Source organism: Streptomyces sp. TLI_55 (genome assembly GCF_900206255.1).
Lineage (GTDB): Bacteria > Actinomycetota > Actinomycetes > Streptomycetales > Streptomycetaceae > Streptomyces > Streptomyces aquilus.
This window is the reverse complement of record NZ_OAOJ01000001.1, coordinates 7,103,451-7,127,813: the sequence shown is the minus strand read 5'-3', so window position 1 is coordinate 7,127,813 and position 24,363 is coordinate 7,103,451. Positions and strand designations below refer to the sequence as shown.

Sequence of the window (24,363 nt, the reverse complement as noted above, 5' to 3'; positions counted from 1 at the left end):
ACAAACACGTGTCCTGATCCAATCCAGCCAGTTCTTGATCAGTCAAGAGCGGCCTGGTCACCAATTGGCGTCAATGTGTTGCTTGTTGTGAACAACAAGTTAAGCGGCCCGCAAGGCGGCGCGCCCGGCCCGTAATGGATTCTTGACACAGGCGAGCATGATCCACATCCCCCTGAGGCGGTAGTCTCCGGTTTGTTGGCGAGCGATCAGAATCGGTCACGAAGGAGGCCTGTTGTCCATACGGGGTTTCACCAACCGCTGGACCTTCAGGCGCAAACTCAACCTGCTGGTCGGCGTGCCGCTGACCGTGGTCGCGGTACTGCTCGCCTACCTCATCACCGACCAGGTCGGCCGGTCCTCGGACGCCTCGGACGCGGCCCGGCTGGTCCGGGACAGCAGCGAGGTCGCGACGCTGGTGGACCGGCTGGAGGCCGAGCACCAGCAGGCGATCCTGCTCTCCGTGCGCCACGAGGCCACCAACGACGGCGGCACCCCCTCGCAGTCCGCCTACCGCGACGCGCAGGTCGCCGTGGACCGGCAGGTCGAGCAGGTCCGCAAGGCCTTCGGCGGCCGGCTCCCCGCCGAGGAGGCCCAGGCCCTCAAGGAGATCGACGGCCTGGAGAGCCTGCGCAACACCGTCGAGCAGGACTATCTCCCCGCCGACAACATCGACCCGGCGTACACCAGCGCCGCCAAGGCCCTCATCGACGGCCTCGGCCTGGACCGCAACGCCGCCCTCGCGGCCACCTTCACCGGCAACCTCCTCGACTCGCTGCTGCGCGCCGACGCCGCCCACAGCGCCTTCGAGACCGGTGTGTTCTCGGCCACGACCGGCGACTCCAACGCGCTCATCGAGTTCATCGGCGCGATCGGCTCCTACGACGAGTACACCCACCAGGCCGACCGCTTCTCCCGGTTCGCCACCGACGCGCAGGCCGACCGGCTCGCCGGGATCGAGCACAACAACGCCCAGGCCGTCATCAACGAGCAGTACGCCGAACTCCAGATCGACCCCAGCTCCCTGCAGGCCGGCTCCCCCAGCGAGATCCGCGAGGCCTTCCGCACCGCCTTCGACTCCTACCCGTCGTACCGCAAGCAGGCGAGCGTCCGGCTCGGCATCACCACCTCGCTCATCGATCAGATCGCCGACCGCGCCGACGCGGCCTCCACCGACGCCCTGCACAACGCCGTCCTGCTGCTGGGCCTCGCCCTCCTCGGCTTCCTCCTCTGGTTCGCGCTCTCGGTGGCGGTACGGCGCTCCGTGGTCCGCCCGGTGCAGGCGCTGACCGGCGCCGCCCGGGAGGTCGCCGACGTCGCCCAGCGCGAACTGGCCCGGGTCGCCGCCGACGACGCCGAGGACGACGCCCCGCCGCGGCTCGGCGAGGTGCCGGTGACCGCGCGCGACGAGATCGGCGACCTCGCCGAGGCCTTCAACCACGTGCAGACCACCGCGGTCGCCCTGCTCCAGCGCCAGGTCCTCAGCCGCCGCAACGTCGCCGAGATGTTCGGCAACGTCGGCCGCCGGGTCAGCAACCTCACCTCCCGGCAGCTGGCCCTGATCGACGCCGTGGAACGCGGCGAGACCGACCCCGAGCTCCTCGAACGCCTCTACAGCATCGACCACATCGCGGTCCGCCTGCGCCGCAACGCCGACAGCCTGATGCTGCTCGCCGGCATCCGGGAGATCGGCGTCGGCTCCGGCCCGACCGCGCTCACCAACGTCGTACGGGCCGCGCTGGGGCAGATCGAGGGCTTCCGCCGGGTCCAGCTCCAGGCCCGCAGCGAGGTCATGGTCGAGCCGGACGTCATCGGCGACCTGACCCTGATGGTGGCCGAACTCGTCGAGAACGCCGTGTCGTTCTCCCCCGAGGGCAGCCCGGTCGAGGTGACCGTGCAGAACGCGCCCGAGGGCGCGGTGATCGTGGTCGCCGACCACGGCCTGGGCATGAGCGCCGACCGGCTCGCCGAGGAGAACGCCCGCCTGGTGCGCCGCGAACGCCTCGACCTCGTCCCCACCAAGGTGCTCGGCCTGTTCGTGGTCGGCACGCTCGCCCGGCGCTGGGAGATCTCCGTCGTCCTCACCCGCACCGCGGGCGGCGGCGTCACGGCCGAGGTGACCCTGCCGTCCTCGCTGCTGCTGCCGGCGGCGGCCGTGGCGGCGCCGACCGCGACGACCCCGGCGGTCGAGCACACCGACTCCGGCCCGCGCCCCGCCTCCGACGACCCCACCGGCCCGCTGCCCCGCCGGATCCCCCGCCGCGAGGCCTCCGACGAGACCCCCCTCATCCCGGCGGCCCGCAGCGGCGAGCCGCCCGCCACCGGCTCCCCGGGCGCCTCGCGCCCGCTGCGCCGCCGCGTCCGCGGCGCCACCCTGCACACCACCACCGGCGCGGTCGCCGCGCCCGTCGTACGGCAGGAGGCCCGCCCCGCCGACGCGGAGGCCGTCCGCTCCAGCCTCGACGAGTTCGAAGCCGCCGTGGAACGCGCTCACCGTGACACGGGCACGCACAACGTCGTGGTGCCCGAGGCACCCCCCACCCCGCAAGACCAGAACCACCTCCCGGAAGGAGCGGAGCAGTGAGTGAGCCGATCTCGGCCGAACTCAAGGCCGCCGCAGCCGACTTCACCTGGCTGTTGAATCGTTTCGCGACCGAGACCGCGGGCGTCGTCGACGCCATCGCCGTCTCCTCCGACGGACTGCTCATCGCGGTCTCCGAACTGCGCGAGCACGCCGACTCCGAACGCCTCGCCGCGATCGTCTCCGGCATCACCAGCCTCGCCGCGGGCGCCTCCGGCAACTACGGTCTCGGCGGCCTCAACAAGGTCATCATCGACCTGGAGGGCGGCCACGTCCTGGTCTCCGCGATCGGCAGCGGCGCCGTCCTCGGCGTGGTCACCGACAAGGAGGCCAAGCTCGGCAACATCGCCTACGAGATGACGGTGTTCGCCAACCGGGCCGGCACCGCGCTCAGCCCCCAGCTGGTGCTCGCGCTGAAGAACAGCGTCGGCTCACCATCGGCCCTGTAGACCGGGACGGACACATTCCATGGCGGACGGCTCCCCCTCCCCGGGCGACGACCCGGTCGGCCCCGCCCCCGCCGTACGGCCGTTCCTGGTCACCGCCGGCCGGGTGGCGGCCGGTCCGACCGGGCGGGCGATGCCCGTCGAGACCCAGGTGGTGGCCACCGTCGAGGGTCTCGGCGCGCTCGACGGGCTCTCCTTCGAACAGCACGACATCGTCGCCGCCTGCCGCCGCCCGCAGTCCATCGCGGAGCTCGCGGCCCGGCTGCGGCTGCACCTCAACGTGGTCCGGGTCCTCGCCGAGGACCTGCGCGAAGAGGGGCGGCTGACGGTGCACGTGCCCGACTCCGACGCCACGCACGACGCTTCCGTCCTGCGCAGACTGATCGATGGCCTGCGCGCCATCCCCGACTCCGGGAAGGTACTCCGTGACAACGGCGACAACGGCTGAACCGGCCGCCGTACGACCGCCGCTGCCGGTCAAGATGGTGATCGCGGGCGGCTTCGGCGTAGGCAAGACCACTGCCGTCGGCTCGATCTCCGAGATCGAGCCGCTGACCACCGAGGCGGCCATCACCGAGGTCGCGGCGGGTGTGGACGACCTCTCGCTCACCCCGCGGAAGACCACGACCACGGTGGCGATGGACTTCGGCTGCATCACCATCGACCCGACGCTGAAGCTGTATCTGTTCGGCACGCCCGGGCAGGAGCGGTTCGGGTTCATGTGGGACGACATCGTCGAGGGCGCGGTCGGCGGGCTGGTCATCGTCGACACCCGGCGGCTCGACGACTGCTACGCCGCCGTCGACTACTTCGAGCACAAGCGGATCCCGTTCGCGGTCGCCGCCAACGCCTTCGACGGCAAGGTCGAGCACACCCTGGACGAGGTCCGCTGGGCGCTCGACGTGGCCGACCACGTCCCCGTCGTCATCTTCGACGCGCGCGAGACCGGCTCGGTACGGGACGCGCTGCTCGTCGTGCTCGAACTGGCCCTGGCCCGCACCGAGTCCTGACCCCTCAGCGGCTCACTGCGGTCTCCCGGTCCAGGCGGGACAGCTTCTCGGGGTTGCGCACCGCGTACAGGCCGGTGATGCGGCCGTCGTCGATCCGCACCGCCATGACGCTGTGGACGGCGCCGTCCTGGACGAGGATGAGCGCGGGGTAGCCGTTGACCCGGGTCGGCCGCATCGACAGCGTGCCGGTGATGTTGCCGAGCACCCGGGCCACCTGTGCGGCGCCGACGATGGGCGCCGGCGCGGCCTGCACCACGCCGCCGCCGTCGGCCAGCAGGACCACGTCCGGTGCGATCAGGTCAAGGAGCCCCTGGAGATCACCGGCCTCCACGGCGCCGCGGAACGCGTCCAGCACGCCGCGGGTCTCGGCCGGCGAGACGATTTCGCGCGGGCGGCGGGCCGCGACACGGGCCCGCGCCCGGTGCGCGATCTGCCGCACCGCCGCCGGGCTCTTCTCGACGGCCTCCGCGATCTCGTCGTATCCCAGGTCGAACACCTCGCGCAGCACGAACACCGCGCGCTCGGTCGGCGCGAGGGTCTCCAGGACCAGCAGCATCGCCATCGACACGCTGTCGGCGAGTTCCACGTCCTCGGCGACGTCGGGGGCGGTGAGCAGCGGCTCGGGCAGCCAGGGGCCGACGTAGGTCTCCTTGCGGCGGCGCAGGGTGCGCAGCCGGGTGAGGGCCTGGCGGGTGGTCGTACGGACCAGGTAGGCGCGCGGCTCGCGGACCGTCGCGTGGTCCACGTCCGCCCAGCGCAGCCAGGTCTCCTGAAGGACGTCCTCGGCGTCGGCGGCGGAGCCGAGCATCTCGTAGGCGACGGTGAAGAGCAGGTTGCGGTGGGCGACGAAGGCCTCGGTGGCGTCCTGTGAGTCCATACGCACAAGACGCCGCTCCCGGCGGTCCCGTGACAACCCCTGCCAGTGGCCTGCGTCACAACTCTCCGCTGTCACAAGGGCCGTGCGGCCGGCATCTCGTGTTCGTCAGGCACACGCCACCACGCACCACGAGTGAGGACGACACCATGGAACCCCGTTTCAACCTGTTCGACAGCCCGACCGCCGCGAAGGTCGCCAAGCGCTTCTACAACGTCTCCCTGGCCCTGGAGGAGTCCACGCTGCCCAAGAGCCTGCGCGAGCTGGTGGAGCTGCGGGTGGGCCAGATCAACGGCTGCGGCTTCTGTGTGGACATCCACACCAAGGAGGCCTCGGCCGCCGGGGAGAGCGCGGTCCGGCTCGCGCTCGTCTCCGCATGGCGGCACAGCACCGTGTTCACCGAGGCCGAGCGGGCCGCGCTGGCCCTCGCCGAGGAGGGCACCCGGCTCGCCGACGCGGCCCAGGGCGTGTCGGACGCGACCTGGGCCGAGGCGCGCAAGCACTTCGACGACGACGAACTGGGCACGCTGGTCTGCGTCATCTCCCTGATCAACGCGGCGACCCGGATGAACGTGATCGTGAACAAGCCGGGCGGTGCGTACGAGCCCGGCATGTTCGCGGCCCTGTCGGACTGACGGCCGGCGGCGGGGTGCGGCTCAGGCGCCGCGCCGCACCCCGGGCGACACCGCCACCCGGCCCACCGCCCAGAACAGGGCGAGCGTCGCCAGTGCCATGCCGGCGACCAGCGTGGCGCCGCCCACGACCTTCTCGTAGTCGCGCTGGTAGAGCCCGTCGATGATGAACCGGCCGAGGCCGCCGAGACCGACGTACGCGGCGATGGTGGCCGTGGAGACGATCTGGATGGCGCCCGAGCGGATGCCGCTGAGCACCAGCGGGAGCGCGGCCGGGAGTTCGACCTGGAACAGCACCCCGGCCTCGCTCATGCCCATGCCCCGCGCCGCGTCCACCGGCGAGGGGTCGACCGAGCGCATCGCCTCGTACGTGGTGACCAGGATGGGCGGCACGGCGAGCACGACCAGCGGGACCATGACGTTCACCAGGCCGAACCCGTACAGCAGGGTCAGCAGCACGAGCAGACCGAAGGTGGGCAGCGCCCGCCACGCGGTGGCGACGAGGGAGAGGGCGTTGCCGCCGCGGCCGTAGTGGCCGGTGACCAGGCCGACCGGCAGGCCGATCAGGACGGCGAGGCCCAGCGCCTCCAGGGTGTAGCCGAGGTGTTCGGCGAGCCGGGTGGGGATGCCGTCGTAGCCGTGCCAGTGCGCGCTGTCGCTGAAGAACGCGTCGATGAAGTGGAACAGGTTCACCAGACTTCCTTCGCAGTCGCAGGCGCAGGCGCACTCGTCTTCGTACGCGTACGCGTCACCCGGCGCGGCATCCACGGCGTCAGCGCCAGTCGTACGACGACCAGGGTGCCGTCGGCGAGGAGGGCCAGCAGCGCCATGCTGAGCACGGCGTTCACGGCGAGCTCGGGCCGGTTGTAGATGTTGGCGTCGTTGATGAGATTGCCGAGGGCGCCCTGGTTGCCGATGATGCTGCCGATGCTGACCAGGCTGATGCTGGAGACGGTGGCGACCCGCAGGCCCGCGATGATGGCGGGCACCGCGATCGGCAACTGGACCTGGACGTAACGGCGTACGGGTCCGAAGCCCATGGCGGTCGCGGCGGCGAGGGTCTCCTGCGGGACCGAGCGGACGCCGTCGACGATCGCCGGGACCAGCACGACGAGGCTGTAGACGGTGAGCGGGATCATCACCGTGAGCTCGGTCTGGCCGGTGTAGTCGATGAGGAGGACGAAGAAGGCCAGCGAGGGGATCGCGTAGAGGATGGTGGTCACCCAGAGCACCGGCGGGTACAACCAGCGGAAGCGGACGCAGAGTTGGGCCAGCGGGAGCGAGACCAGCAGCCCGGCGAGGACCGGGAGCAGGGCCTCGCGCAGATGCAGGCCGACCAGGCCGAGCCAGCTGTGCTGGAGGTCGCTGGGGATGTCGAAGAGGCGGTCCCAGTTCATCCGGTGACCTTCGCGTCCGCGTCCGTGAGGCCCTCGTCGTGGGCGCCCCGGATCGCCTGGGCGATCGTCTGCTGGGACACCACGCCGGTCACCTTGCCCTCGGTGTCCACGGCCACGGCCCACCCGGTGGGCGAGAGCACCGCGCAGTCCAGCGCGGCCCGCAGCGAGTCGGTGCCGGCGACGAACGGCCGCCCGTAGGGGAGCAGTTGGCCGTCGGCGGCGAGGTCCTCCGGCTTGGTCCACCCCAGCGGCCTGCCGTCGGCGTCCGTCACCAGGAGGAACTCGGCGTCGGTGGCCGGCCGCTCGGCACCGGCGCCCGCCGTGACGACGGGCGCCATGGTCAGTTCCAGCCCCGTGGACGGGAAGAAGGACAGTCGCCGTACGCCCCGGTCGGCGCCGAGGAAGTCCTCCACGAACTCGTCCGCCGGGTGCGACAGCAGCTCGGCGGGCGGCGCGAACTGGGCGAGCTTGCCGCCGGTGCGCAGCACGGCGACCATCGTGCCGAGCTTGACGGCCTCGTCGATGTCATGCGTGACGAAGACGATCGTCTTGCCCAACTCGGCCTGGATACGCAGCAGTTCGTCCTGCAACCCTTTGCGCACGACCGGGTCGACGGCGGAGAACGGCTCGTCCATGAGGAGGACGGGCGGGTCGGCGGCGAGCGCCCGGGCCACGCCGACGCGCTGCTGCTGGCCGCCGGAGAGCTGGTACGGGTACCGCTTGGCGAGCGAGGCGTCGAGGCCGACCCGGTCCATGAGTTCCCGGGCGCGCTCGCGGGCCTTGTCCTTCTTCCAGCCGAGCAGCCGGGGCACGGTCGCGATGTTGTCGACGATGGTGCGGTGCTGGAAGAGGCCGGCGTTCTGGATGACGTAACCCATGGACCGGCGCAGGGTGTTGAGCGGCTGCTGCCGGCTGTCCTTGCCGTCGATGAGGATGGTGCCCTCGCTGGGCTCGATCATCCGGTTGATCATGCGCAGGGTGGTGGTCTTGCCGCAGCCCGAGGGGCCGACGAGGACCGTGATGGAGCGGTCGGGTATCTCCAACGAGAGCCGGTCGACCGCCACCGTGCCGTCCGGGTACCGCTTGGTGACTGAATCTATCCGTATCAAAACGCCGAATACCCTTCGGGTCTGGCAGGAGTTGCGCGCTTTCGGCCCCGGTGGGACCGGCCGTCGCGGTGAGTCTAGACCCGTAGTGTTGCGGACCTGCGAAGACGTGGGTGACACGTCTCGGCCAGGGCCGGATCGTTACCTGATCACGACCGGTCAGCCGGTCACGCCGCCGCCGACCCCGCCCGCGCCACCGGGAACCCCGGCGTCCGCAGCACCCTGCGCTCCGCGTCCACCGCGAACACCTCGACGCCCGGCAGCGAGGCCGCCCAGTCGACGCCCTCCGGGCCCATCGCGAACGCGGCCGTCGCCACCGAGTCCGCTTCCGTCAGGGAGGCGGCGACGGTCGTCAGGCTCAGCAGTCCCGTCGCCGGACGCCCCGTGCGGCCGTCGATGATGTGGTCGCCGCGTTCGTAGCGGGCGGACGTGGCGACCGCGCCGTCCGTGAGGTCGAGGACCGTACAGAGCTTGTCGGCCTGTTCGGGGTGGCGTACGCCCACCCGCCACGGCCCGCCGGCGGCGGCCACGTCACCGCCGGCGTTCAGCACGAAGCGGCGTGCGCCCGCCGCCTTCAGGAGGTCGGCCGCGCGCTGCACCGACCAGCCCTTCACCACCGCGCACGGGTCGAGGCCCCGGCCGGGCAGCCGGACGTCGAACGCGCCGCCCGTCGCCGTCCGGTAGTGCTCGCACAGGTCGAGCACCAGCCGGAGGTCGGCGCTGACCTCCGACTCCGCCAGCTCGCCGCGGCCCAGCCGGGACACCTCGCTGTCCGGCTTGAACGGGCTGAAGCGGGCGTCGACCTCGCGCAGCCAGGCGAAGACCCGGTCCCCGGCCGGCTCGAAGTCGCCCTCGTCGTCCACGCGCAACGACACCGGGAAGCCCATGACGTGCTCGACCCTGTGCATGATCAGCCCTTCGCGTCGATCGCGGCCTGGAGGGACTCCTTGTAGGCCTCGCTCGTGATCGTCGCACCGGACACCGTGTCGATGTCCGCGCTCTGCGCCTCCAGCGTCGCCGCGATCAGCTTCGGCACCGCCGCCGTCGTCTGCGGATGGTTCGGCTGCTGGAGCATCTTGACCGCGGTGATCTTCTCGCCCTGGAAGGTCACCTGGACCTGGACGGGGCCCTTGTCCGTGGTCAGCGCCGAGCCGTCGATCGTCTGGGAGGCTGCGGCCGACGGGGAGGGTGATGCCGACGCCGACTTCGCGTGCTCGTCGATCGCCGCCTGCAACGACTCCTTGTACCCGTCGCTCGTGATCGTCGCGCCCGACACCGTGTCGATGTCCGCGCTCTGCGCCTCCAGCGTCGCCGCGATCAGCTTCGGCGCCGCCGCCGTCGTCTGCGGATGGTTCGGCTGCTGGAGCATCTTCACGGCGGTGATCTTGTCGCCCTCGAAGGTCACCTGGACCTCCACCGGGCCCTTCTCGGTGTTCACGGTCGTCCCCTTGACGACCGTGCCCGAGGAGGTCCCGCCGGAGGAGGACGCGGACGGGGCGGGGGCCGCCTCCGTCGTCGACGTACCGCCGCCGATCGACGGCTCGTAGCGCCAGACCGGGACCAGGCCCGCGATGCTGAGGACGACTACAGGTATGGCTCGCTTCACGATCTCTTCCTCATCCCGCCAGGCTGAAGCGCTCGAAGTGGGTCTGCGCCTTGGGCACGTCCAGCGCGCGCAGGCTCGCCAGCACCGCGTTCATCATCGGCGGCGGCCCGCACAGGAAGACGTCCCGGTCGGCGATGTCGGGGACCATGCGCAGCAGTTCGGCGGGGGCCAGCTTGTCGGGCTGGACCGGGCCGGTCACCAGGTGCAGCACGGCGCCCTTGGCCTGGGCGAGCTCGCGCAGCTCGTCGTAGAGGACGGCGTCGCGGTCGGTGGCGACGCGGTAGATGACGACCGCGTGGCCGTGCAGCTCTTCGAGAAGGGCGCGGATGGGGGTGACGCCGACGCCGCCGGCGATGAGGACCGACTCCGGGCGGGTGCGGTGCAGCGCGGTGAAGGCGCCGTAGGGCCCCTCGGCGAAGACTCGGGTGCCGATCGGGAGGTGCCGCAGGGCGGCGCTGCCGTCGCCGGCGGCCTTCGCGGTCAGGCGCAGCGTGCGGCCGTCGGGGGCCGCCGACAGGGAGAAGGGGTTCGCCTGCCACCAGCGGTCCTTGGTCAGGAACCGCCACAGGAAGAACTGGCCGGCACGGGCGGGCAGCTTGTCCAGGTCGCGGCCGGTGATGTAGATCGAGACGACGTTGTCGGACTCGGGGACGACCGCCTCGACGCGGAACTGGTGGCGCAGGTTCCGCCACAGCGGCAGCACCGCGCGGCCCAGGACGACCGCGCCGAGGGCGACGGTCCACACTCCGTACCAGTACGTCCTGGCGACGGACGACGACGTGAACGTCGTACCGGCCGCGACCTGGTGGGTGATGGCGAGGACCACGGCGACGTACGTGTAGAAGTGGATGAAGTGCCAGGTCTCGTAGGCCAGCCGGCGCCGGGCCCAGCGGCCCGAGACGGCGCCGACGACGAGGATGATCCCCAGCGCGACGACCGCGCGGAGCACGCCCTCGGTGGTCTCGGCGAGGTCGACGATCGTGCCGATGGGGCCGACGTCGGTGCCCTCGGCGTAGCCGAAGGCGATGAAGACGGCGTGCGCGAGGAGCGTCCAGAGGATCCCGAAGCCGGTCCAGCGGTGCCAGGAGGTCAGCCGGTCCATGCCGATGCGGCGGTCGAGCCAGGGCAGCCGGGCCACCAGCAGCAGCTGGAAGGCCATGAGGAGGGCGCCGTAGAGGCCGAAGAGGCGGCCGAGCACGACGAGCGCGTTGGCGGCGAAGCCGGCCTGGGCGAAGAAGACGGCCACGGCGACCACGTTCGCGGCGAGTACGGCGTACAGGCCCGTGCGGGCCACCACCTTGGGCCGTATCGCCGTGGGGGGCGCGCTGGGCGGTTTGACGGTCGTCGTCACGGAACGGAGCTCCTTGATCGGGGCCTGGGACTCGAGCTTCGCCCGGGCGACCTGTCGAAAAGCTGTCGTACAACTTTCAAGGTCTTATCGATGTGGTCCCGGGGAGGATACGGCTCTGGTCTGTGGGGCCGCGTGCCGCACTATGAACGGGTGGAAAAAGTACGACTCCTCGTCGTGGACGACGACCCGCCGATCGCCGACCTCGTGGCGACGGTCGCCCGCTACGAGGGCTGGGAGGCGGTCACCGCGAACTCCGGTGAGGAGGCGCTGAGCCGTGCCGCCGAGTTCCACCCGGACATCGTGGTGCTCGACCTGATGCTGCCCGACCTCGACGGCTTCGGGGTCCTGGACCGGCTGCGGCGCTCGGGGACGATGGTGCCGGTGGTGTTCCTCACCGCTCGCGACGCGGTCGCCGACCGGGTGGCGGGGCTGACCCGGGGCGGCGACGACTACCTGGTCAAACCGTTCGCCGTGGAGGAGCTGATGGCCCGGCTGCGCACGGTGCTGCGGCGCGCCGCGGGCCCCGGCTTCCAGCGCTCGGTGCTCCAGGTCGCCGACCTCACGATGGACGAGGACACCCGCGAGGTCCGGCGCGGCGGCAAGCTGCTCACGCTCACCCCGACCGAGTACGAGGTGCTGCGCTACCTCATGCGCAAGTCGCCGACGGTGCTGACCAAGGCGCAGATCCTCGACCATGTGTGGGAGTACGGCTTCGGGGGCCGCTCGAACGTCGTCGAGCTGGTCGTCAGCCGGCTGCGCCGCAAGCTCGACGAGACCGGTGACGATCCGCTGATCCAGACCGTACGGGGCTTCGGGTACGTCATCCGGCAGGCCTCGGAGTGATCGGGCGGCTGCGCGCGGCGTACCGGCGGATGCGGCTCGGCACCCGGCTCGCGCTGGGGCTGGGGGCGCTGGCCCTGGTGGTGTTCGGCGTCGTGGGCACGGCCCTGACGACGTACATGCGCGACTATCTGTCGAACCAGCTGAACGACCAGCTGTCGCTCGCCCAGGTCGCCCAGTCCAAGAGCCTCGCGGAGTCCGGCAGCCTGGCGGACAAGAAGTACTGGCGCTGGTACTACGCGGTGTACGACGTGAAGAACGGCACTCCGGTGCTGCGCACGCCCGAGGACCCGACCGACCTGCCCAAGGACGTCGACGAGTTCACGACGGTCGCCGAGGCCAAGACCGTCGCCGACACGGACGTGACGCGCACCGAGCATCTCGCGGGCGCGGGCGAGTACCGGCTGCGGGCCTGCGAGGTCGAGCCCGGCGTGATCCTGGTCAGCGCGGCGCCCATGGACGACATCGACGACACCGTCGGGCAGCTGATCACCGTCCAGGTCGTCGCGTTCGGCCTCGCCCTGCTGGCGCTGGTGCTGTTCGGCCGGAAGGTGCTGCGGCGCGGGCTGAAACCGCTGAGCGACATGGCGTCCACCGCGCACGGCATCGCCTCGCACGACCTGACCGAGTCGGCGGCCCGGCTCCCGCTGCGCGCCGACCGCAAGGGCGGCGGCCCGGAGGTCGAGGAGCTGCGGACCGCGTTCAACTCGATGCTGGAGCACATCGACCGCTCCCTCGCGGTGCGTTCGGAGGCCGAGCAGCGGCTGCGCCGGTTCGTCGCGGACGCCTCCCACGAGCTGCGGACGCCGTTGATGTCGGTACGGGGCTACGCGGACCTCTTCCAGTACGCCGCCGCCAACGCCCCCGAGGAACGGGACAAGCACCTGGCCCGGCTCCGGGCGGAGGCGGCCCGCATGGGCGTCCTCCTCGACGACCTGCTGCTGCTCGCCCGCCTGGACGCGGCCGAGGTGGAGACCCCGCTGCGGCCGGCCGACACGGATCTGGTGACGCTGGTCCAGGTCGCGGCGGACGCGTTCCGCGCGGCGCACCCGGACCGGCCGCTGACACTGACGGACGGCCCGGCGTCGTTGGCGCTGCGCGTCGACCCGCACCGCATCCGCCAGGTCCTGGACAACCTCCTCACCAACGCGGCCGTGCACACCCCGGCCGGGACGCCGGTGTGCGTGACGGTGTCGGCCGACTCCGGCCGGGCCCGGGTCGAGGTCACGGACTCGGGCCCCGGCATCCCGCCCGCCGACCGGGAGCGGGTCTTCGACCGCTTCTACCGCGTCGACAAGGCCCGCAGCCGGGACCGCGGCGGCAGCGGCCTCGGTCTCGCCGTGGCCCGCTCCCTGGTGCGGGCGCACGGCGGCACGGTGGAGGTGACCAGCGAGCCCGGCAGGACCGTCTTCACGGTGTCATTGCCTCTCGGGCAACGCTCCGACGGGCTGCCGGTAGCTTGATCCTTCACCACCGAGCGCTGGAGTCGACATGCCAGACACGACCGTGACCGACCCCGTCACACGGGACCTTCTCGCGGCCTTCGAGAACGTGCGGTTCCGGCTGTTCGAGCGCATGAAGGGCCTGACCGACGCGGAGTATCTCTGGGAGCCGGTGCCCGACTGCGTCAGCATCCGCCCCGGCGACGACGGCGTCTTCCGTGTCGCCGAGCTCATCCCGGAATCGGGCCCGGAGGAACCGGACCCCGTCACGACGATCGCCTGGCGCATCTGGCACATCGGCAGCCTCTGCCTGCGCGGCTATGTGACCTACTTCTTCGAGGACGCCCCCGAGTACGGCGACCGCGACGCGTGGCCGGGCACCGCGGAGGAGGGCGTCCAGGCGCTCGCCGAGGACTGGGAGCACTTCATCTCCCGTATCGCGGCCCTCGGCGACAAGCGCCTGCTGGAGCCGATCGGCATCGGCCCCGGCGGCTGGGCCGACGAGACCTATCTGAAGCTCGCGCTGCATGCTTTCAAAGAGGTCACCCATCACGGCGGCGAGATCGGCCTGCTGCGCGACCTCTATCTGCGCGAAGGCGCCTGATTCCGGCGCCGCGGGCCGCGGGCCGCGCGGACGGTCAGCCGCGGGGCGGCGCTCCGGAACTGCGGCGCACGACCAGCTCGACGGGAATCATCGGCTCGCCCCCCGGCTCACCGCCCTCGGCGCGCCCGTCGATCCGGTCCAGCAGCAACCGCAGCAGCCGGGTGCCGATCTCGGCGAAGTCGGTCCGCACGGTGGTCAGCGGGGGCAGGAAGTGGGCGGCCTCGGGGATGTCGTCGTAGCCGACGACGCTGATGTCGTCGGGGACGCGGCGGCCCGCCTCATGGAGGGCGTGCAGCAGCCCGAGGGCCATCTGGTCGTTGGAGGCGAACACGGCGGTGACGTCCGTGCGGCGGGCCAGTTCCCGGCCCAGTTCGTAGCCGGACTCGGCGCTCCAGTCGCCGACGAGCGGCGGGTGGATCTCGGCACCGGCCGCCTTCAGCGTGTCCTGCCAGCTGGCCACCCGCTGGTCGGCGGAGGTCCAGCCGGCCGGCCCCGCGATGTGCCACACGGTGGCGTGCCCGAGCGACAGCAGATGCTCGGTGGCCTGGTGGGCGCCGCCCCGGGAGTCGGCGGTGGCGAGCGGGGTGCCGCCCCGGATCTCGTTCTCCATGACGACCAGCGGGGTCCCGAGCCGGGTGTCGGCCAGCGCCCGCCCCACCCGGTGCTGCGGAGCGAGGGCGATAACACCGTCCGCGCCCTCGGCGGACAGCCGCTGCACGGCCTCGGCGACGGTGGCATGGTCGGCCGTGTCGTCGAGCGCGATGGAGCTGAGCAGGTAACCGGCCTGCTGCGCGGCGGTGTTGATGGCGGTGAGGATGCTGGCAGGACCGTAGCGGGCCGCGTCGAAGGAGATCACCCCGACCATCCGGGTCCGCCCACTGGCAAGCGACCGGGCACTGGCACTGGGCCGGTACCCGAGCACCCGCATGGCCTCCCGCACCGCCTCCCGGGTCTCCTCCCGCACGGCAGGATGATCATTGAGCACCCGGGAAACGGTCTGCTTGGACACCCCCGCCATCCGCGCCACGTCATCCATGACGGGCCGCACCCCCGCGAAGTTACGACGACTACGCCCCTTGGGGGCGGGAGAGTCGGCGGGGGGAGGGTTCATCGGACGTTACTTCCTGCAAGAGGCCGGGCGGGCCATCAGCATACGGCTGAGCATCGCCGCCAAAGGGGCGCGGGGAACTGCGCGACCAGCCACGACGCCCCCGCACCCGACGAACTCACCCCACACCCCAACGGCGAATAGTCACCAGCTCCACCCTCTCAACGACCGCCACACCCCGACTCCCCTCCGCCACATACACACCCCCATCCCCGTCCGCCCCCGGCAGGACCCGCACCCTCAACTCCCCCACCGGCACCCGATCCAGCCCGATGTCCCACACCCGCCCGGAATAGAACTGATCAGCAACGAGCGTGTCCCCCACATACGCCCGCCCCACATCCCCGGCCCAGTGAATCCGCAGCAGAGTCCCCGGCGGCACCACGTCCGGCAGCGAGACGACATACTCGGCCGCCACCGTCTCGAACCACTTGTCCTCAGGCACACTCACCCGCCCCAAAACCCCGGTCACCGGCTCAGGCGCAGCCCCAGCGGCCCTCACGAGACGAATGGCGGCGTCCGCCACAACGCGGCGCTGCTCCCCCAGCTCGAACCGCATGAACACCCCGTCCCGCAACACGGCGAACGACGGCCGCTCCACGGCACTGTGCACCCGCATCTCGCCCCGGTCGAAAACGACCCCACCGTCCGCCAGCACCAACCGCTCAGCACCCCACACCACACCCCGATAGGCGGTACGAGCCGTAGCCGCGTCCAGCACCAACAGCCCCACCCGCTCACCCCCCGCACTCTCCACCTCGACGAGGCAATCCGTCCCGGCCCGCAGCCCCGTGACCAGAACCCGCCCGTCCACGTGAGCCACCTCCCCAGACGGAGCAGCGACGGAAGCCACCCCACCCAGCGCAACCTCAACGGCGATACCGTCAACGGCCGCCAGCACCAACACCGTTCGCCCGCCGTCCAGCACCCTGCACACCGGCTGAGCGGTAGCCCACTCCACCCGCACCCCGCCCACGTCCAGCCGCAACGGCCAGCAGAACGAGGCACCCGACGGCACGGTCACCGGCTCCGACGGGAAGCTCACCTCCCGGTCCGCGAATTCGACACTGAACGACGTCCCCGGATGATCCGGCAACGGCTCGTGCGGCTGGTGGTTGTTGACGAACAGGAACCCCGAGGACCCATCCCCGCGCACCGCCCACCGCAGCGTCTCCCGGTCGTCCTGCCCACGCGGCCGCTCCGCCGGCAATACGGACTCCATCGGCGCGATCAGATGCCCGAAGTCGGCCAACAGCAGGTGTTGCAGCCGGAGTTCGTCGTACGAGGCCCGGTATTGCCCGTACTCACCGAGCGGCGCCTGGAAGTCGTACGTCAGCACAGGCAGGTCGTTCGGATACCCCGTGGCGTGCGACTCCTGAAGGGTCGTCAGTTCCCCCACCGGGTTCGTGCCGCCGTGGAACATGTAGTACCCCTGCCACACCGACCCGCACCCGATCTTGGTGAGCCCGAGCGCGGCGATGTCGGCGGCATCGACCCGGGGCCGCCGGTGGTAGGAGGCCGCCATGCCGCCTCCCAACTCGCAGGTGGCCCAAGGGAATCGATCGGCAAAGGCGTCCGCGCCGATGCCCTCGTCGTCGCGCTGGTGGGTGAAGAAGAAGTGCTTGCGGCAGGTGTCGGGCCAGCCGCCGTCGGCCTCGGTCCAGAAGGTCTCGGGATAGCCGCCGTACAGGGGCAGCAGTTCGTCGGGCGGGAGTTGGACGCCGCCCCAGGCGGTCGATGTCCACAGGGGGGCGTTCAGCCCGGCCTCCTGGGCCATGCGCTTCAGGGTGAGGAGGTGGCCGGGCTGGTCGTAGAGCTCGTTCTCGATCTGGATCGCGATGATCGGGCCGCCGTGGGCGCGGTCGAGGCCGTCGAGCTGTTCGGCGATCGCCGCGTACCAGGGGCGTACCGCGGCCAGGTAGGCCGGGTCGTCGGTGCGCGGCGTGCAGTCGCGGGCCAGGACCCAGTCGGGAAGGCCGCCGTTGCGGACCTCGGCGTGCACCCAGGGGCCGATCCGCGGGATGAAGTCCAGGCCGTGGCGGGCGCAGAGTTCGGCGAAGCGGCGCAGGTCGCGGTCGCCGTCGAAGCGGACGCGGCCCTCGGTCTCCTCGTGGTGGATCCAGATCACGTAGCTGGCGACGACCGTGACTCCGGCCGCCTTCATCTTCAGCAGTTCCTCCTCCCACCCGGCGGCCGGGTAGCGCGTGTAGTGGAACTCGCCGGAGACCGGGAACCAGGGGCGGCCGCCGCGGGTGAGGAAGCGGCTGGTGACTTCGATCGGGTCGGGTACGCCGGGTGCGTCGGCGAAGGGCAGATGGCCGGTGAGCGGGGGTGCGGTCGCCTCGGGGAGGCGCAGATGGTGGTGGGCCATCAGGGGTTCACCGGGCCGAGGTCGGGGGTGTCGGTCAGCTGGACGCGGGTGGCGGTGGTGGCGTGCAGTTCGAGCAGGGTCAGCTCGTTGCCGCCGGCGCGCAGGACCGGTCCGGGGACGTACAGGGTGTGCTGGGGGCCGCGGTTCCAGTAGCGGCCGAGGTGGAAGCCGTTGATCCAGGCCTGGCCCTTGGTCCAGCCGGGCAGCGCGAGGAAGGTGTCGGCGGGTTCGGCGACCTCGAAGGTGCCCCGGTGGAAGGCCGGTTCGAAGGCGGTGGCCGCGGCGGAGGGGGCGAACGGCACGGCGGTGAGGTCGTCGAGGGCCAGCGGATGGCAGTCCCAGCCGTGCAGGCCGGTGCCGTTGAAGGTGACGGGGCCGAGCAGGCCCTTGGGGGTGCCGATGCGGGGTCCGTAGTTGACGCCGCCCATGTTCTCGACGAGTACGTCCAGCGTGGCGCCGGCGCGGGGCACGTGGACCGGCAGGGTCTCGTCGTGCCGTTCGCGTTCGAGTACGCCGACGGGGGCGCCGTCGAGGAAGACCTGGGCGCGGTCGCCGACGCCGCCCGCGAAGTGCAGCAGGCCCGGGCCCGCCGTGGGCAGGACGGCGCGGTAGAGGGCGTAGCCGGTGGCCACGCCGAGTTCGTCCATCATCGCCGGGTTCTCGGTGCGCAGGGGCGTGGCGAGGGTGGCGGCGTGCGGGAGCAGCGGGGCGCGAAGGTCCAACTCGACGGTGAGCGGGGCGAGTTTGGGGGCGGGTGCCGGGACCGGCTCGTCCGGTACGGGGACGTGGCGGGCGATGACCTCGCGGAAGGCGTGGTACTTGGGGCCGGGGTCGCCGGACTCGGTGAGCGGGGCGTCGTAGTCGTAGGACGTGACGGTGGGCTCGTAGGTGTGGTGGTGGTTGGCGCCGTTGTGGAAGCCGAAGTTGGTGCCGCCGTGGAACATGTAGATGTTGACGGAGGCGCCCGCGGACAGCAGCCGGTCGAGGTCGGCGGCGGCGTCGGCGGCGCTGCGGGTGTGGTGCGGGCCGCCCCAATGGTCGAACCAGCCGACCCAGAACTCCGCGCACATCAGCGGGCCTTCGGGCCGGTGGGTGCGCAGCTCGGCCAGAGCGGCGTCGATCTTGCCGCCGAAGGTGCCGGTGGTGAGGACGCCGGGCAGGCTGCCGGCGCTGAGGTGTTCCTGGTTGACCTGGTCGCAGGTGAAGAGGAGTTCCTCGACGCCCCTGTTCCGGAAGCCTTGTTCGAGGTGCTTGAGGTAGGCGGTGTCGTTGCCGTAGGCGCCGTACTCGTTCTCCACCTGGACGGCGATGACGGCGCCGCCGCGCGCCGCCATGTGCGGGAGCAGCGGGGGCAGCAGCAGGTCGAGGTAGCGGTCGATGGCGGCGGTGAAGCGCGGGTCGGAGCTGCGCAGCGCGATGTCCGGGTCGGAGGTGAGCCAACCGGGCAGGCCGCCGCCGTCCCACTCGGCGCAGATGAACGGGCCGGGCCGCAGCAGGACGTGGAGGCCCTCCTCGCGGGCGAGGTCCAGGTAGCGGGGCAGGTCGAGGATGCCGTCGAGGACCAACTCGCCCTCGGGGTCGGGCTGGTGGGCGTTCCAGGGGATGTACGTCTCGACGGTGTTGAGGCCCATCAGGCGGGCCTTGCGCAGCCGGTCGGCCCACTGGTCGGGGTGGACACGGAAGTAGTGCATGGCGCCGGAGACGATGCGGAACGGCTCGCCGTGCAGCAGGAATCCGTCGGACGTGGTGGTGAGCGCGGACATGCGGGGCTCCCCTTCAGTGCGCATGGAATCAGTGCGAGTGGGATCAGTGCGATTGGGATCAGTGAGAGTGGGATCGGGTACTGCGGATGAGCCAGAGCGTCGCGGCCAGGCACACCGCCGAGACGCCCCCGAGAAGCAGCGGTACAGCCTCGACGCCGGACCACTCGATGGCCTTGCCGAGCGCCGGTCCTGCCACCACACCGCCGACCATGGAGGCGGCGATGACCAGGGCTCCGGCGCGCCGGGCACGCGGAGCGGCCCGGTGCAGCCAGGGCAGGCCGGTGGGGAAGATCGGCGCGATGAAGAGGCCGACGCCGGCATAGGCGTACGGCGCCAACTCGCTGATGGACGCGAGCATCAGACAGACCGTCATGCCGGTGCAGGAGACGGTGATGATGGCCTCGGGCGAGAATCTGAGGGCGATCGGGGCGACCAGGAACCGGCCCACCGTCATCATCAGCCAGTACACGGAGGTGGCGGTCGCGGCGACCCCGGCGCCGTAGCCGACGGTCTCCAGATGCGTGGGCTCCCAGCCGCCGACGCCCGCCTCGATGCCGACGTGCAGGACGTAGAGGGCGACGAAGACGCCGAGTACGGAGGCGAGGCTGCGGCCGAGGACGCGGCCGGAGTCGTAGGCACCCTCGGACGGCTGCGGGGCCCGGTCCCGCACGCCCTTCAGGCACCGCAGCAACGGCAGGTTGACCAGCGCGAACACCAGGAACACCGCCGGGTAGCGCTCGGCGCCGACCGCGCCGATCAGGGCCGGGCCGAGGATCGCGCCGACGCCGAAGTGGGCGTTGAGGATGTTCAGCATCGCGGTGGAGCGGTGGCCGAAGCCGACGGCGAACAGCTGGTTGAGGCCGTAGTCGATACCGCCGAAGCCGAGCCCGGCCAGCAGCGCGGCGGCGAGGGCGAGGGGCCACTGCGGGACGAGCGCGAAACCCGCCGCACCCACGGCCATGAGCAGATACGAGGCCCCGAGGATGCGCCGGTTGCCGATCGCTCCGAACCAGCGGTCGAACAACAACACCCCGCCCACCCCACCGACGAAGTGCGCGCTCAGCCCCAGCCCGGCGGCCGACGGCGACAGCCCGAACTCCTCCCGGAGGGCGGGGATCGCCGGGCCGTAGAGGGCCTGGAGCACACCGATCAGCACGAAGCCGACACAGGAGGCGACGACGGCGGCCCGGCTGAACACCGGGGCTTCGACTACTCGGGTCTCTCGCAGCACGCCAAGAAATGTTACCGGTAACATCCGGGCCGTCAAGATTGCCGACAGCTCCACCATTGAATGCTTGAATCGACATCCATACACTCACTCGGTGGATGAATTCACCTTTCGTAGACGCTCGATGAGATCAGCGAGGGTGGCCGCCGTGCTGCTGATGGCCGCCGGTCTCACCACCACTCCACCCCTGACCAGCACGGCTTCGGCAACCTCGCAGCAGCCCGTGGTGTGGCCGCAGCCGCAGAGCATGCGGTCGGGGCCCGGCCGGTTCACGGTCCCCGACCGGGTCGTGGAGGTCGTCGGCCCGGACACGGACCCCTCGGCCCGCAAGGTCGTCGAGTCCGCGCTGCGCGCCGCCGGCGCCGACCGCATCGACACGGTCGACAAGCCCCCCGCGTCGGCCGCCTTCACCGTCTACCTCGACGGGCCCGGCACCACCGGAGCCCTGAAACGCCTGGGCGCCCGCTCCCCGCAGGGACTCCCCTCGGGCGGCTACGTCCTGGCCTCCGGCCGCACCCACGGCCGCACCGTGCTCGCGCTGGCCGGCTCCGACGCCACGGGCACCTTCTACGCCGCCCAGACCCTGCGCCAACTCCTCGCCGGGCGCGGCAAGTTGCCCCAAGTCACGATCCGCGACCGTCCCGCCGCCGCACTGCGCGGCGTCATCGAGGGCTTCTACGGCACCCCCTGGACCCACGCCGAACGCCTCTCCCAACTCGACTTCTACGGCCGCACCAAGCAGAACGTGTACGTCTACTCCCCCAAGGACGACCCGTATCTGCGCGCCCGGTGGCGCGACGAATACCCGGCCGCCCAACTCGCCCTGCTGAAGGAGCTGGTGGACCGGGCCGCCGCCAACCACGTCCGCTTCACCTACGCCCTCTCCCCCGGCCTGTCGGTCTGCTACTCCGCCGCCGCCGACATCGCCGCCCTCACCCGCAAGTTCGACTCGCTGTACGCCATCGGGGTGCGCTCCTTCGCCGTCCCGCTGGACGACATCAGCTACACGAAATGGAACTGCCCCGAGGACGAGGCGGAGTTCGGTACGGGCGGCGGCGCGGCGGGCGCGGCCCAGGCGCATCTGCTCAACACCGCGTGGGACGGCTTCTCGGCCGACCACCCGGGCCTGGAACCCCTGGAGATGGTTCCCACCGAATACTCCGACCTCGCCGACTCCCCCTACAAGACGGCCCTGCGCGAGAAGCTCGACCCGTCCGTGGTCGTGGAGTGGACCGGCGTGGGCGTGATCGCACCGACGATCACCACCGCCCAAGTCACCGAGGCTCGCAGGGTGTTCGGCCACCCGATCCTGATCTGGGACAACTACCCGGTCAACGACTACGTCACCAGCCGTCTCCTCCTCGGCCCCTACACCGGCCGCGAACCCGGCGTGGCGAGCGCGGCGACCGGGGTGACGGCCAACCCGATGGTCCAGGGCGAGGCGAGCAGACTGGCCCTGTTCACGTCGGCCGCCTACCTCTGGAACCCGGAGGCCTACGACCCACGGGCCGCGTTCCTCGCCTCGGTGGAGGACCTGGCAGGTCCCGGTTCCGGTCCCGGCGGTGCCGCGCAATGGCTGCGGATCTTCGCCGAGAACAACTACTCCTCCCAGCTGGACGCGACCGAGTCCCCGACCCTGAGCAGGCTCATCGCCGCGTTCCGCACGGCGTACGAGGAGGACAGCGGGCTCGACCGGGCCGCCGCCGCACTCCGGTCCTACTTCACCGACATGGCGGCAACCCCCGCGCAGCTCCGGGCACGTCTCGCCAACCCCGGGTTCCTGTCCGAGACTTCGGCCTGGCTGGACAAGCTGGGCCGCTACGGCACGGCGGGGCAGACGGCCGTCGACCTGCTGCTGGCCCACAAGGCGGGCGACGACGACGCGGTCTCGACGTACTGGACCCGACTGCGCGCCCAGCGCAAGGAGTTGGACGCGATCCCGGAGCAGGTCTCGCCGGGTGTGATGGACCAGTTCCTTTACACGACGATGCTGGAGAACGCGCCCGACCCCGGTGTGGACGCCGCCTTCTCGCCGGCGTCCCTCTCCCTGAAGCCGGGTGCCGCCAAGACGGTCGCCCTGCGGTTCTCGGACGCGTCCGCGAAGACGGTCGCCTGGAAGCTCGACGTACCGGACGGCGTCACGGCCTCCCCGGCCGAGGGCACGGCGACCGTTCCGGCCGGAGGCAGCACCTCGGTGACCGTCACCCTGACCGGCGTCAGCGAGGGCGTGCACGCGGTGGTCGTGTCGGGAACGGGCATCCTCGACCGGGCCATACCCGTCCAGGTCACGGACGGCACCGGCTCACCGCGAGCCCTCACCGCCAACTTCAGTGGCGCGTCGGTGAGTTCGATCGACCTCGGCTCCGGCACGACGAAGGACATCGCCGTCGGCGCCAACCCCGGCGAGGTCGTCGTCAGTGCGGACGGTCGTACCGCCTACGCCGCCGACCAGGGCTCGAACACGGTCAGCGTGATCGACGTGGCGAGCGGTTCCGTCACCGCCACGGTGGCCGTGGGCCGGATACCGGCGGGGCTCGCGCTGACGCCGGACGGCGGGACGCTGTGGGTCGCCAACTACGCTGACGGCACGGTCCAGCCGGTGGACACCGGCACCCTGACCGCGGGCACGCCGGTCCCGGTGGGCGACGGGCCGGAGAACATGGCGATCACACCGGACGGCAGAACCCTGTACGTGGCCGACATCCACGACAACACGGTCAGCCCGGTCGACCTGGCCACGAAGAAGGCCGGGCCCGCGATCCCGGTCGGGCCCCGGCCGTTCAACGTGGTCGCCGCGCCGGACGGGAAGACGGTGTACGTGTCCAACTCGGGCGGTTCGACGGTGACCCCGATCGACACGACGACGAACGGCACCGAGCCGACCCTCCTCGTCACCGGCCAGGCGTACGGCCTCGCCCTGTCACCGGACGGCAGGACCCTGTGGGTGAGCCCGAGCACCGGGGACTACGTCACACCGGTGGACACGGTGACCGGCGCACCGGGGACGAAGGTGACGGTGGGGAGGTCGGCGTTCGACGTGGGCTTGGACTGGAGCGGAGACACGGCGTACGTGACGACGGCTGACGGCAATGCGCTGGTGCCGGTGGATACGGCAAAGGGCACCACCGGGACCCCGCTGACGACCGGCGCGTATCCGCTCGCCGTAGCCCTGACTCCGGTACCGGTGAAGTGATCAACTGGCGGTACGCCGGATCCGCCCGGCGTACCGCTTCTCCAACTCCAGGTTCCCCTCAAAGCCGCCGGGCACATTCGCCGACACATACACCGGCGGCCGCTGCCCCTCGGCCAGCATCAACGCCGACGCCTCAGCGACCGCCATCTGCACCAGCATCACCCCGGTCAGCGTCGACAGCGCACACACCGCACCCCCACCCGGCAACTCCAGCAGCGCGTCCCCGCGCGGGGCCGCGTTGTCGAGGACCACGTCGGCCAGGTCGACCAGCTTCTTTCCGCTCTCGTGGCCGGCCGGGACGGCGTGGGTGTGGGTGAGGGAGGTGATGGCGAGGATCTTGTGGCCCTGCTGCTTGGCGTGGAGGGCCATCTCGACGACGACGCTGTTCACGCCGGAGTTGGAGATGATGACGAAGAGGTCCTCGGGGCGGGGCACGGCGAGGTCGTAGAGGCGGGCGGCGATGCCGGGGCTGCGCTCCAGGAGCGGGTCGTCGAGGACGGCGGGATCGTCGCCGCCGTAGAGGACGAGGTCGGCCATCTGAAGGCGGTTCGTCGGGACCAACCCGCCTGCACGGCCCGCGACTTCGAGGACCATGGCCTGGGAGTGGCCGGTGCCGAAGGCCTGGATCACGCCGTCCGAGCGGACGCAGTCGGCGATCAGCCGCGCGGCACGGGCCACGTCCTCACGGCCGGACTCGGTGATCTGCTGGAGGACGGCAAGGCTCTGCTGGGCGAAGCCCTGGGCGCTGACGGACTCGACGGACACGTGACACTCACTCCCCACTGATGGATTGAACCACCCTGCACACCGCTAT

The 24,363-nt window shown here is 71.4% G+C and carries 21 protein-coding genes; 9 read left to right on the top strand and 12 right to left on the bottom strand.

The genetic code is table 11. The features are described 5' to 3' along the window. The first annotated feature begins 232 nt into the window (after positions 1–232). From CRP56_RS32730 to CRP56_RS32715, 4 genes are read left to right on the top strand one after another with little or no spacing between them, the layout of a single operon-like run. Positions 233–2,581: a sensor histidine kinase gene (locus CRP56_RS32730; protein ID WP_097270138.1), complete on the top strand. Its 2,349-nt coding sequence runs from the start codon at positions 233–235 to the stop codon at positions 2,579–2,581. Further along, entirely contained in the window at positions 2,578–3,027 is a 450-nt protein-coding gene (locus tag CRP56_RS32725) for a roadblock/LC7 domain-containing protein (protein ID WP_079311484.1), read from the top strand. The genes CRP56_RS32730 and CRP56_RS32725 overlap by 4 nt, the downstream gene beginning before the upstream one ends. Positions 3,028–3,046: 19 nt before the next feature. Beyond that, a complete protein-coding gene (locus tag CRP56_RS32720) occupies positions 3,047–3,472 on the top strand; it encodes a DUF742 domain-containing protein (protein ID WP_097270136.1) in 426 nt (141 codons plus the stop codon). Further along, positions 3,411–4,034 (top strand): GTP-binding protein, encoded by a 624-nt coding sequence (locus CRP56_RS32715; protein WP_373559702.1) that lies wholly within the window; start codon positions 3,411–3,413, stop codon positions 4,032–4,034. The genes CRP56_RS32720 and CRP56_RS32715 overlap by 62 nt, the downstream gene beginning before the upstream one ends. Positions 4,035–4,038: 4 nt before the next feature. On the opposite strand, the gene CRP56_RS32710 is transcribed toward CRP56_RS32715, so the two are convergent. Then, entirely contained in the window at positions 4,039–4,911 is an 873-nt protein-coding gene (locus CRP56_RS32710) for an RNA polymerase sigma-70 factor (protein WP_097270132.1), read from the bottom strand. Positions 4,912–5,057: 146 nt separating this feature from the next. Between CRP56_RS32710 and CRP56_RS32705 the strand changes: the two genes are divergently transcribed. Beyond that, positions 5,058–5,543, top strand: a complete 486-nt coding sequence (locus CRP56_RS32705) for a carboxymuconolactone decarboxylase family protein (RefSeq protein ID WP_097270130.1) — start codon at positions 5,058–5,060, stop codon at positions 5,541–5,543. Between the two features lie 21 nt (positions 5,544–5,564). Here CRP56_RS32705 and CRP56_RS32700 read toward each other — a convergent pair whose 3' ends face one another. The 6 genes from CRP56_RS32700 to CRP56_RS32675 form a co-directional block, all read right to left on the bottom strand. Further along, positions 5,565–6,233, bottom strand: coding sequence for an ABC transporter permease (locus tag CRP56_RS32700; protein WP_097270128.1), 669 nt, complete (start codon positions 6,231–6,233; stop codon positions 5,565–5,567). Next, entirely contained in the window at positions 6,230–6,937 is a 708-nt protein-coding gene (locus CRP56_RS32695) for an ABC transporter permease (RefSeq protein ID WP_097270126.1), read from the bottom strand. The genes CRP56_RS32700 and CRP56_RS32695 overlap by 4 nt, the downstream gene beginning before the upstream one ends. Then, the gene (locus tag CRP56_RS32690) at positions 6,934–8,046 is read right to left on the bottom strand and encodes an ABC transporter ATP-binding protein (RefSeq protein WP_179851179.1); all 1,113 of its coding nucleotides are present in this window, start codon (positions 8,044–8,046) and stop codon (positions 6,934–6,936) included. The genes CRP56_RS32695 and CRP56_RS32690 overlap by 4 nt, the downstream gene beginning before the upstream one ends. 164 nt (positions 8,047–8,210) lie before the next feature. Further along, positions 8,211–8,951 carry an FAD:protein FMN transferase gene (locus tag CRP56_RS32685; RefSeq protein WP_097270124.1) on the bottom strand — a complete coding sequence of 247 codons (741 nt, stop codon included), beginning with the start codon at positions 8,949–8,951 and terminating at the stop codon, positions 8,211–8,213. 2 nt (positions 8,952–8,953) lie between these two features. Next, a complete protein-coding gene (locus tag CRP56_RS32680) occupies positions 8,954–9,649 on the bottom strand; it encodes an FMN-binding protein (RefSeq protein ID WP_097270122.1) in 696 nt (231 codons plus the stop codon). A 10-nt stretch (positions 9,650–9,659) separates the two neighbouring features. Beyond that, on the bottom strand, positions 9,660–11,000 hold the full coding sequence (locus CRP56_RS32675) for a ferredoxin reductase family protein (protein WP_097270120.1): 1,341 nt from the start codon (positions 10,998–11,000) through the stop codon (positions 9,660–9,662). Between the two features lie 174 nt (positions 11,001–11,174). On the opposite strand from CRP56_RS32675, the gene CRP56_RS32670 reads away from it, so the two are divergent. Genes CRP56_RS32670 through CRP56_RS32660 form a run of 3 tightly spaced genes read left to right on the top strand, consistent with a single transcriptional unit; the run spans position 11,175 to position 13,886 of the window. Further along, positions 11,175–11,843, top strand: a complete 669-nt coding sequence (locus CRP56_RS32670; protein WP_097270118.1) for a response regulator transcription factor — start codon at positions 11,175–11,177, stop codon at positions 11,841–11,843. Then, on the top strand, positions 11,840–13,303 hold the full coding sequence (locus CRP56_RS32665; RefSeq protein ID WP_097270116.1) for a sensor histidine kinase: 1,464 nt from the start codon (positions 11,840–11,842) through the stop codon (positions 13,301–13,303). Before CRP56_RS32670 ends, CRP56_RS32665 begins: the two co-directional genes overlap by 4 nt. Before the next feature lie 28 nt (positions 13,304–13,331). Beyond that, a complete protein-coding gene (locus tag CRP56_RS32660; protein WP_097270113.1) occupies positions 13,332–13,886 on the top strand; it encodes a DinB family protein in 555 nt (184 codons plus the stop codon). A gap of 34 nt (positions 13,887–13,920) precedes the next feature. On the opposite strand, the gene CRP56_RS32655 is transcribed toward CRP56_RS32660, so the two are convergent. From CRP56_RS32655 to CRP56_RS32640, 4 genes are all read right to left on the bottom strand, one after another. Next, positions 13,921–14,997: a LacI family DNA-binding transcriptional regulator gene (locus CRP56_RS32655; RefSeq protein WP_097270111.1), complete on the bottom strand. Its 1,077-nt coding sequence runs from the start codon at positions 14,995–14,997 to the stop codon at positions 13,921–13,923. 115 nt (positions 14,998–15,112) lie between these two features. Further along, complete coding sequence (locus tag CRP56_RS32650) at positions 15,113–17,365, bottom strand: beta-galactosidase (protein WP_097270109.1); 2,253 nt, start codon at positions 17,363–17,365, stop codon at positions 15,113–15,115. After that, positions 17,365–19,128 (bottom strand): glycoside hydrolase family 35 protein, encoded by a 1,764-nt coding sequence (locus CRP56_RS32645; protein WP_097270107.1) that lies wholly within the window; start codon positions 19,126–19,128, stop codon positions 17,365–17,367. Before CRP56_RS32645 ends, CRP56_RS32650 begins: the two co-directional genes overlap by 1 nt. A 58-nt stretch (positions 19,129–19,186) precedes the next feature. Next, positions 19,187–20,359: an MFS transporter gene (locus tag CRP56_RS32640; protein ID WP_257041328.1), complete on the bottom strand. Its 1,173-nt coding sequence runs from the start codon at positions 20,357–20,359 to the stop codon at positions 19,187–19,189. Positions 20,360–20,480: 121 nt separating this feature from the next. Here CRP56_RS32640 and CRP56_RS32635 point away from each other — a divergent pair, with 121 nt between their 5' ends. Continuing rightward, the gene (locus tag CRP56_RS32635) at positions 20,481–23,549 is read left to right on the top strand and encodes a beta-N-acetylglucosaminidase domain-containing protein (protein WP_097270102.1); all 3,069 of its coding nucleotides are present in this window, start codon (positions 20,481–20,483) and stop codon (positions 23,547–23,549) included. Here CRP56_RS32635 and CRP56_RS32630 read toward each other — a convergent pair whose 3' ends face one another. Further along, positions 23,550–24,314 (bottom strand): sugar isomerase domain-containing protein, encoded by a 765-nt coding sequence (locus tag CRP56_RS32630; RefSeq protein ID WP_097270100.1) that lies wholly within the window; start codon positions 24,312–24,314, stop codon positions 23,550–23,552. It abuts the gene before it with no gap. Between the last annotated feature and the right edge of the window lie 49 nt (positions 24,315–24,363).

Excerpts from the sequence above, each read along its gene's own strand:
- CRP56_RS32710 (WP_097270132.1), bottom strand. The coding sequence starts at position 4,911 with ATGGACTCACAGGACGCCACCGAGGCCTTCGTCGCCCACCGCAACCTG.
- CRP56_RS32685 (WP_097270124.1), bottom strand. The coding sequence starts at position 8,951 with ATGCACAGGGTCGAGCACGTCATGGGCTTCCCGGTGTCGTTGCGCGTG.
- CRP56_RS32635 (WP_097270102.1), top strand. The coding sequence starts at position 20,481 with ATGAGATCAGCGAGGGTGGCCGCCGTGCTGCTGATGGCCGCCGGTCTC.
- CRP56_RS32720 (WP_097270136.1), top strand. The coding sequence starts at position 3,047 with ATGGCGGACGGCTCCCCCTCCCCGGGCGACGACCCGGTCGGCCCCGCC.
- CRP56_RS32650 (WP_097270109.1), bottom strand. The coding sequence starts at position 17,365 with ATGGCCCACCACCATCTGCGCCTCCCCGAGGCGACCGCACCCCCGCTC.
- CRP56_RS32660 (WP_097270113.1), top strand. The coding sequence starts at position 13,332 with ATGCCAGACACGACCGTGACCGACCCCGTCACACGGGACCTTCTCGCG.
- CRP56_RS32695 (WP_097270126.1), bottom strand. The coding sequence starts at position 6,937 with ATGAACTGGGACCGCCTCTTCGACATCCCCAGCGACCTCCAGCACAGC.
- CRP56_RS32715 (WP_373559702.1), top strand. The coding sequence starts at position 3,411 with ATGGCCTGCGCGCCATCCCCGACTCCGGGAAGGTACTCCGTGACAACG.
- CRP56_RS32705 (WP_097270130.1), top strand. The coding sequence starts at position 5,058 with ATGGAACCCCGTTTCAACCTGTTCGACAGCCCGACCGCCGCGAAGGTC.
- CRP56_RS32645 (WP_097270107.1), bottom strand. The coding sequence starts at position 19,128 with ATGTCCGCGCTCACCACCACGTCCGACGGATTCCTGCTGCACGGCGAG.
- CRP56_RS32655 (WP_097270111.1), bottom strand. The coding sequence starts at position 14,997 with ATGAACCCTCCCCCCGCCGACTCTCCCGCCCCCAAGGGGCGTAGTCGT.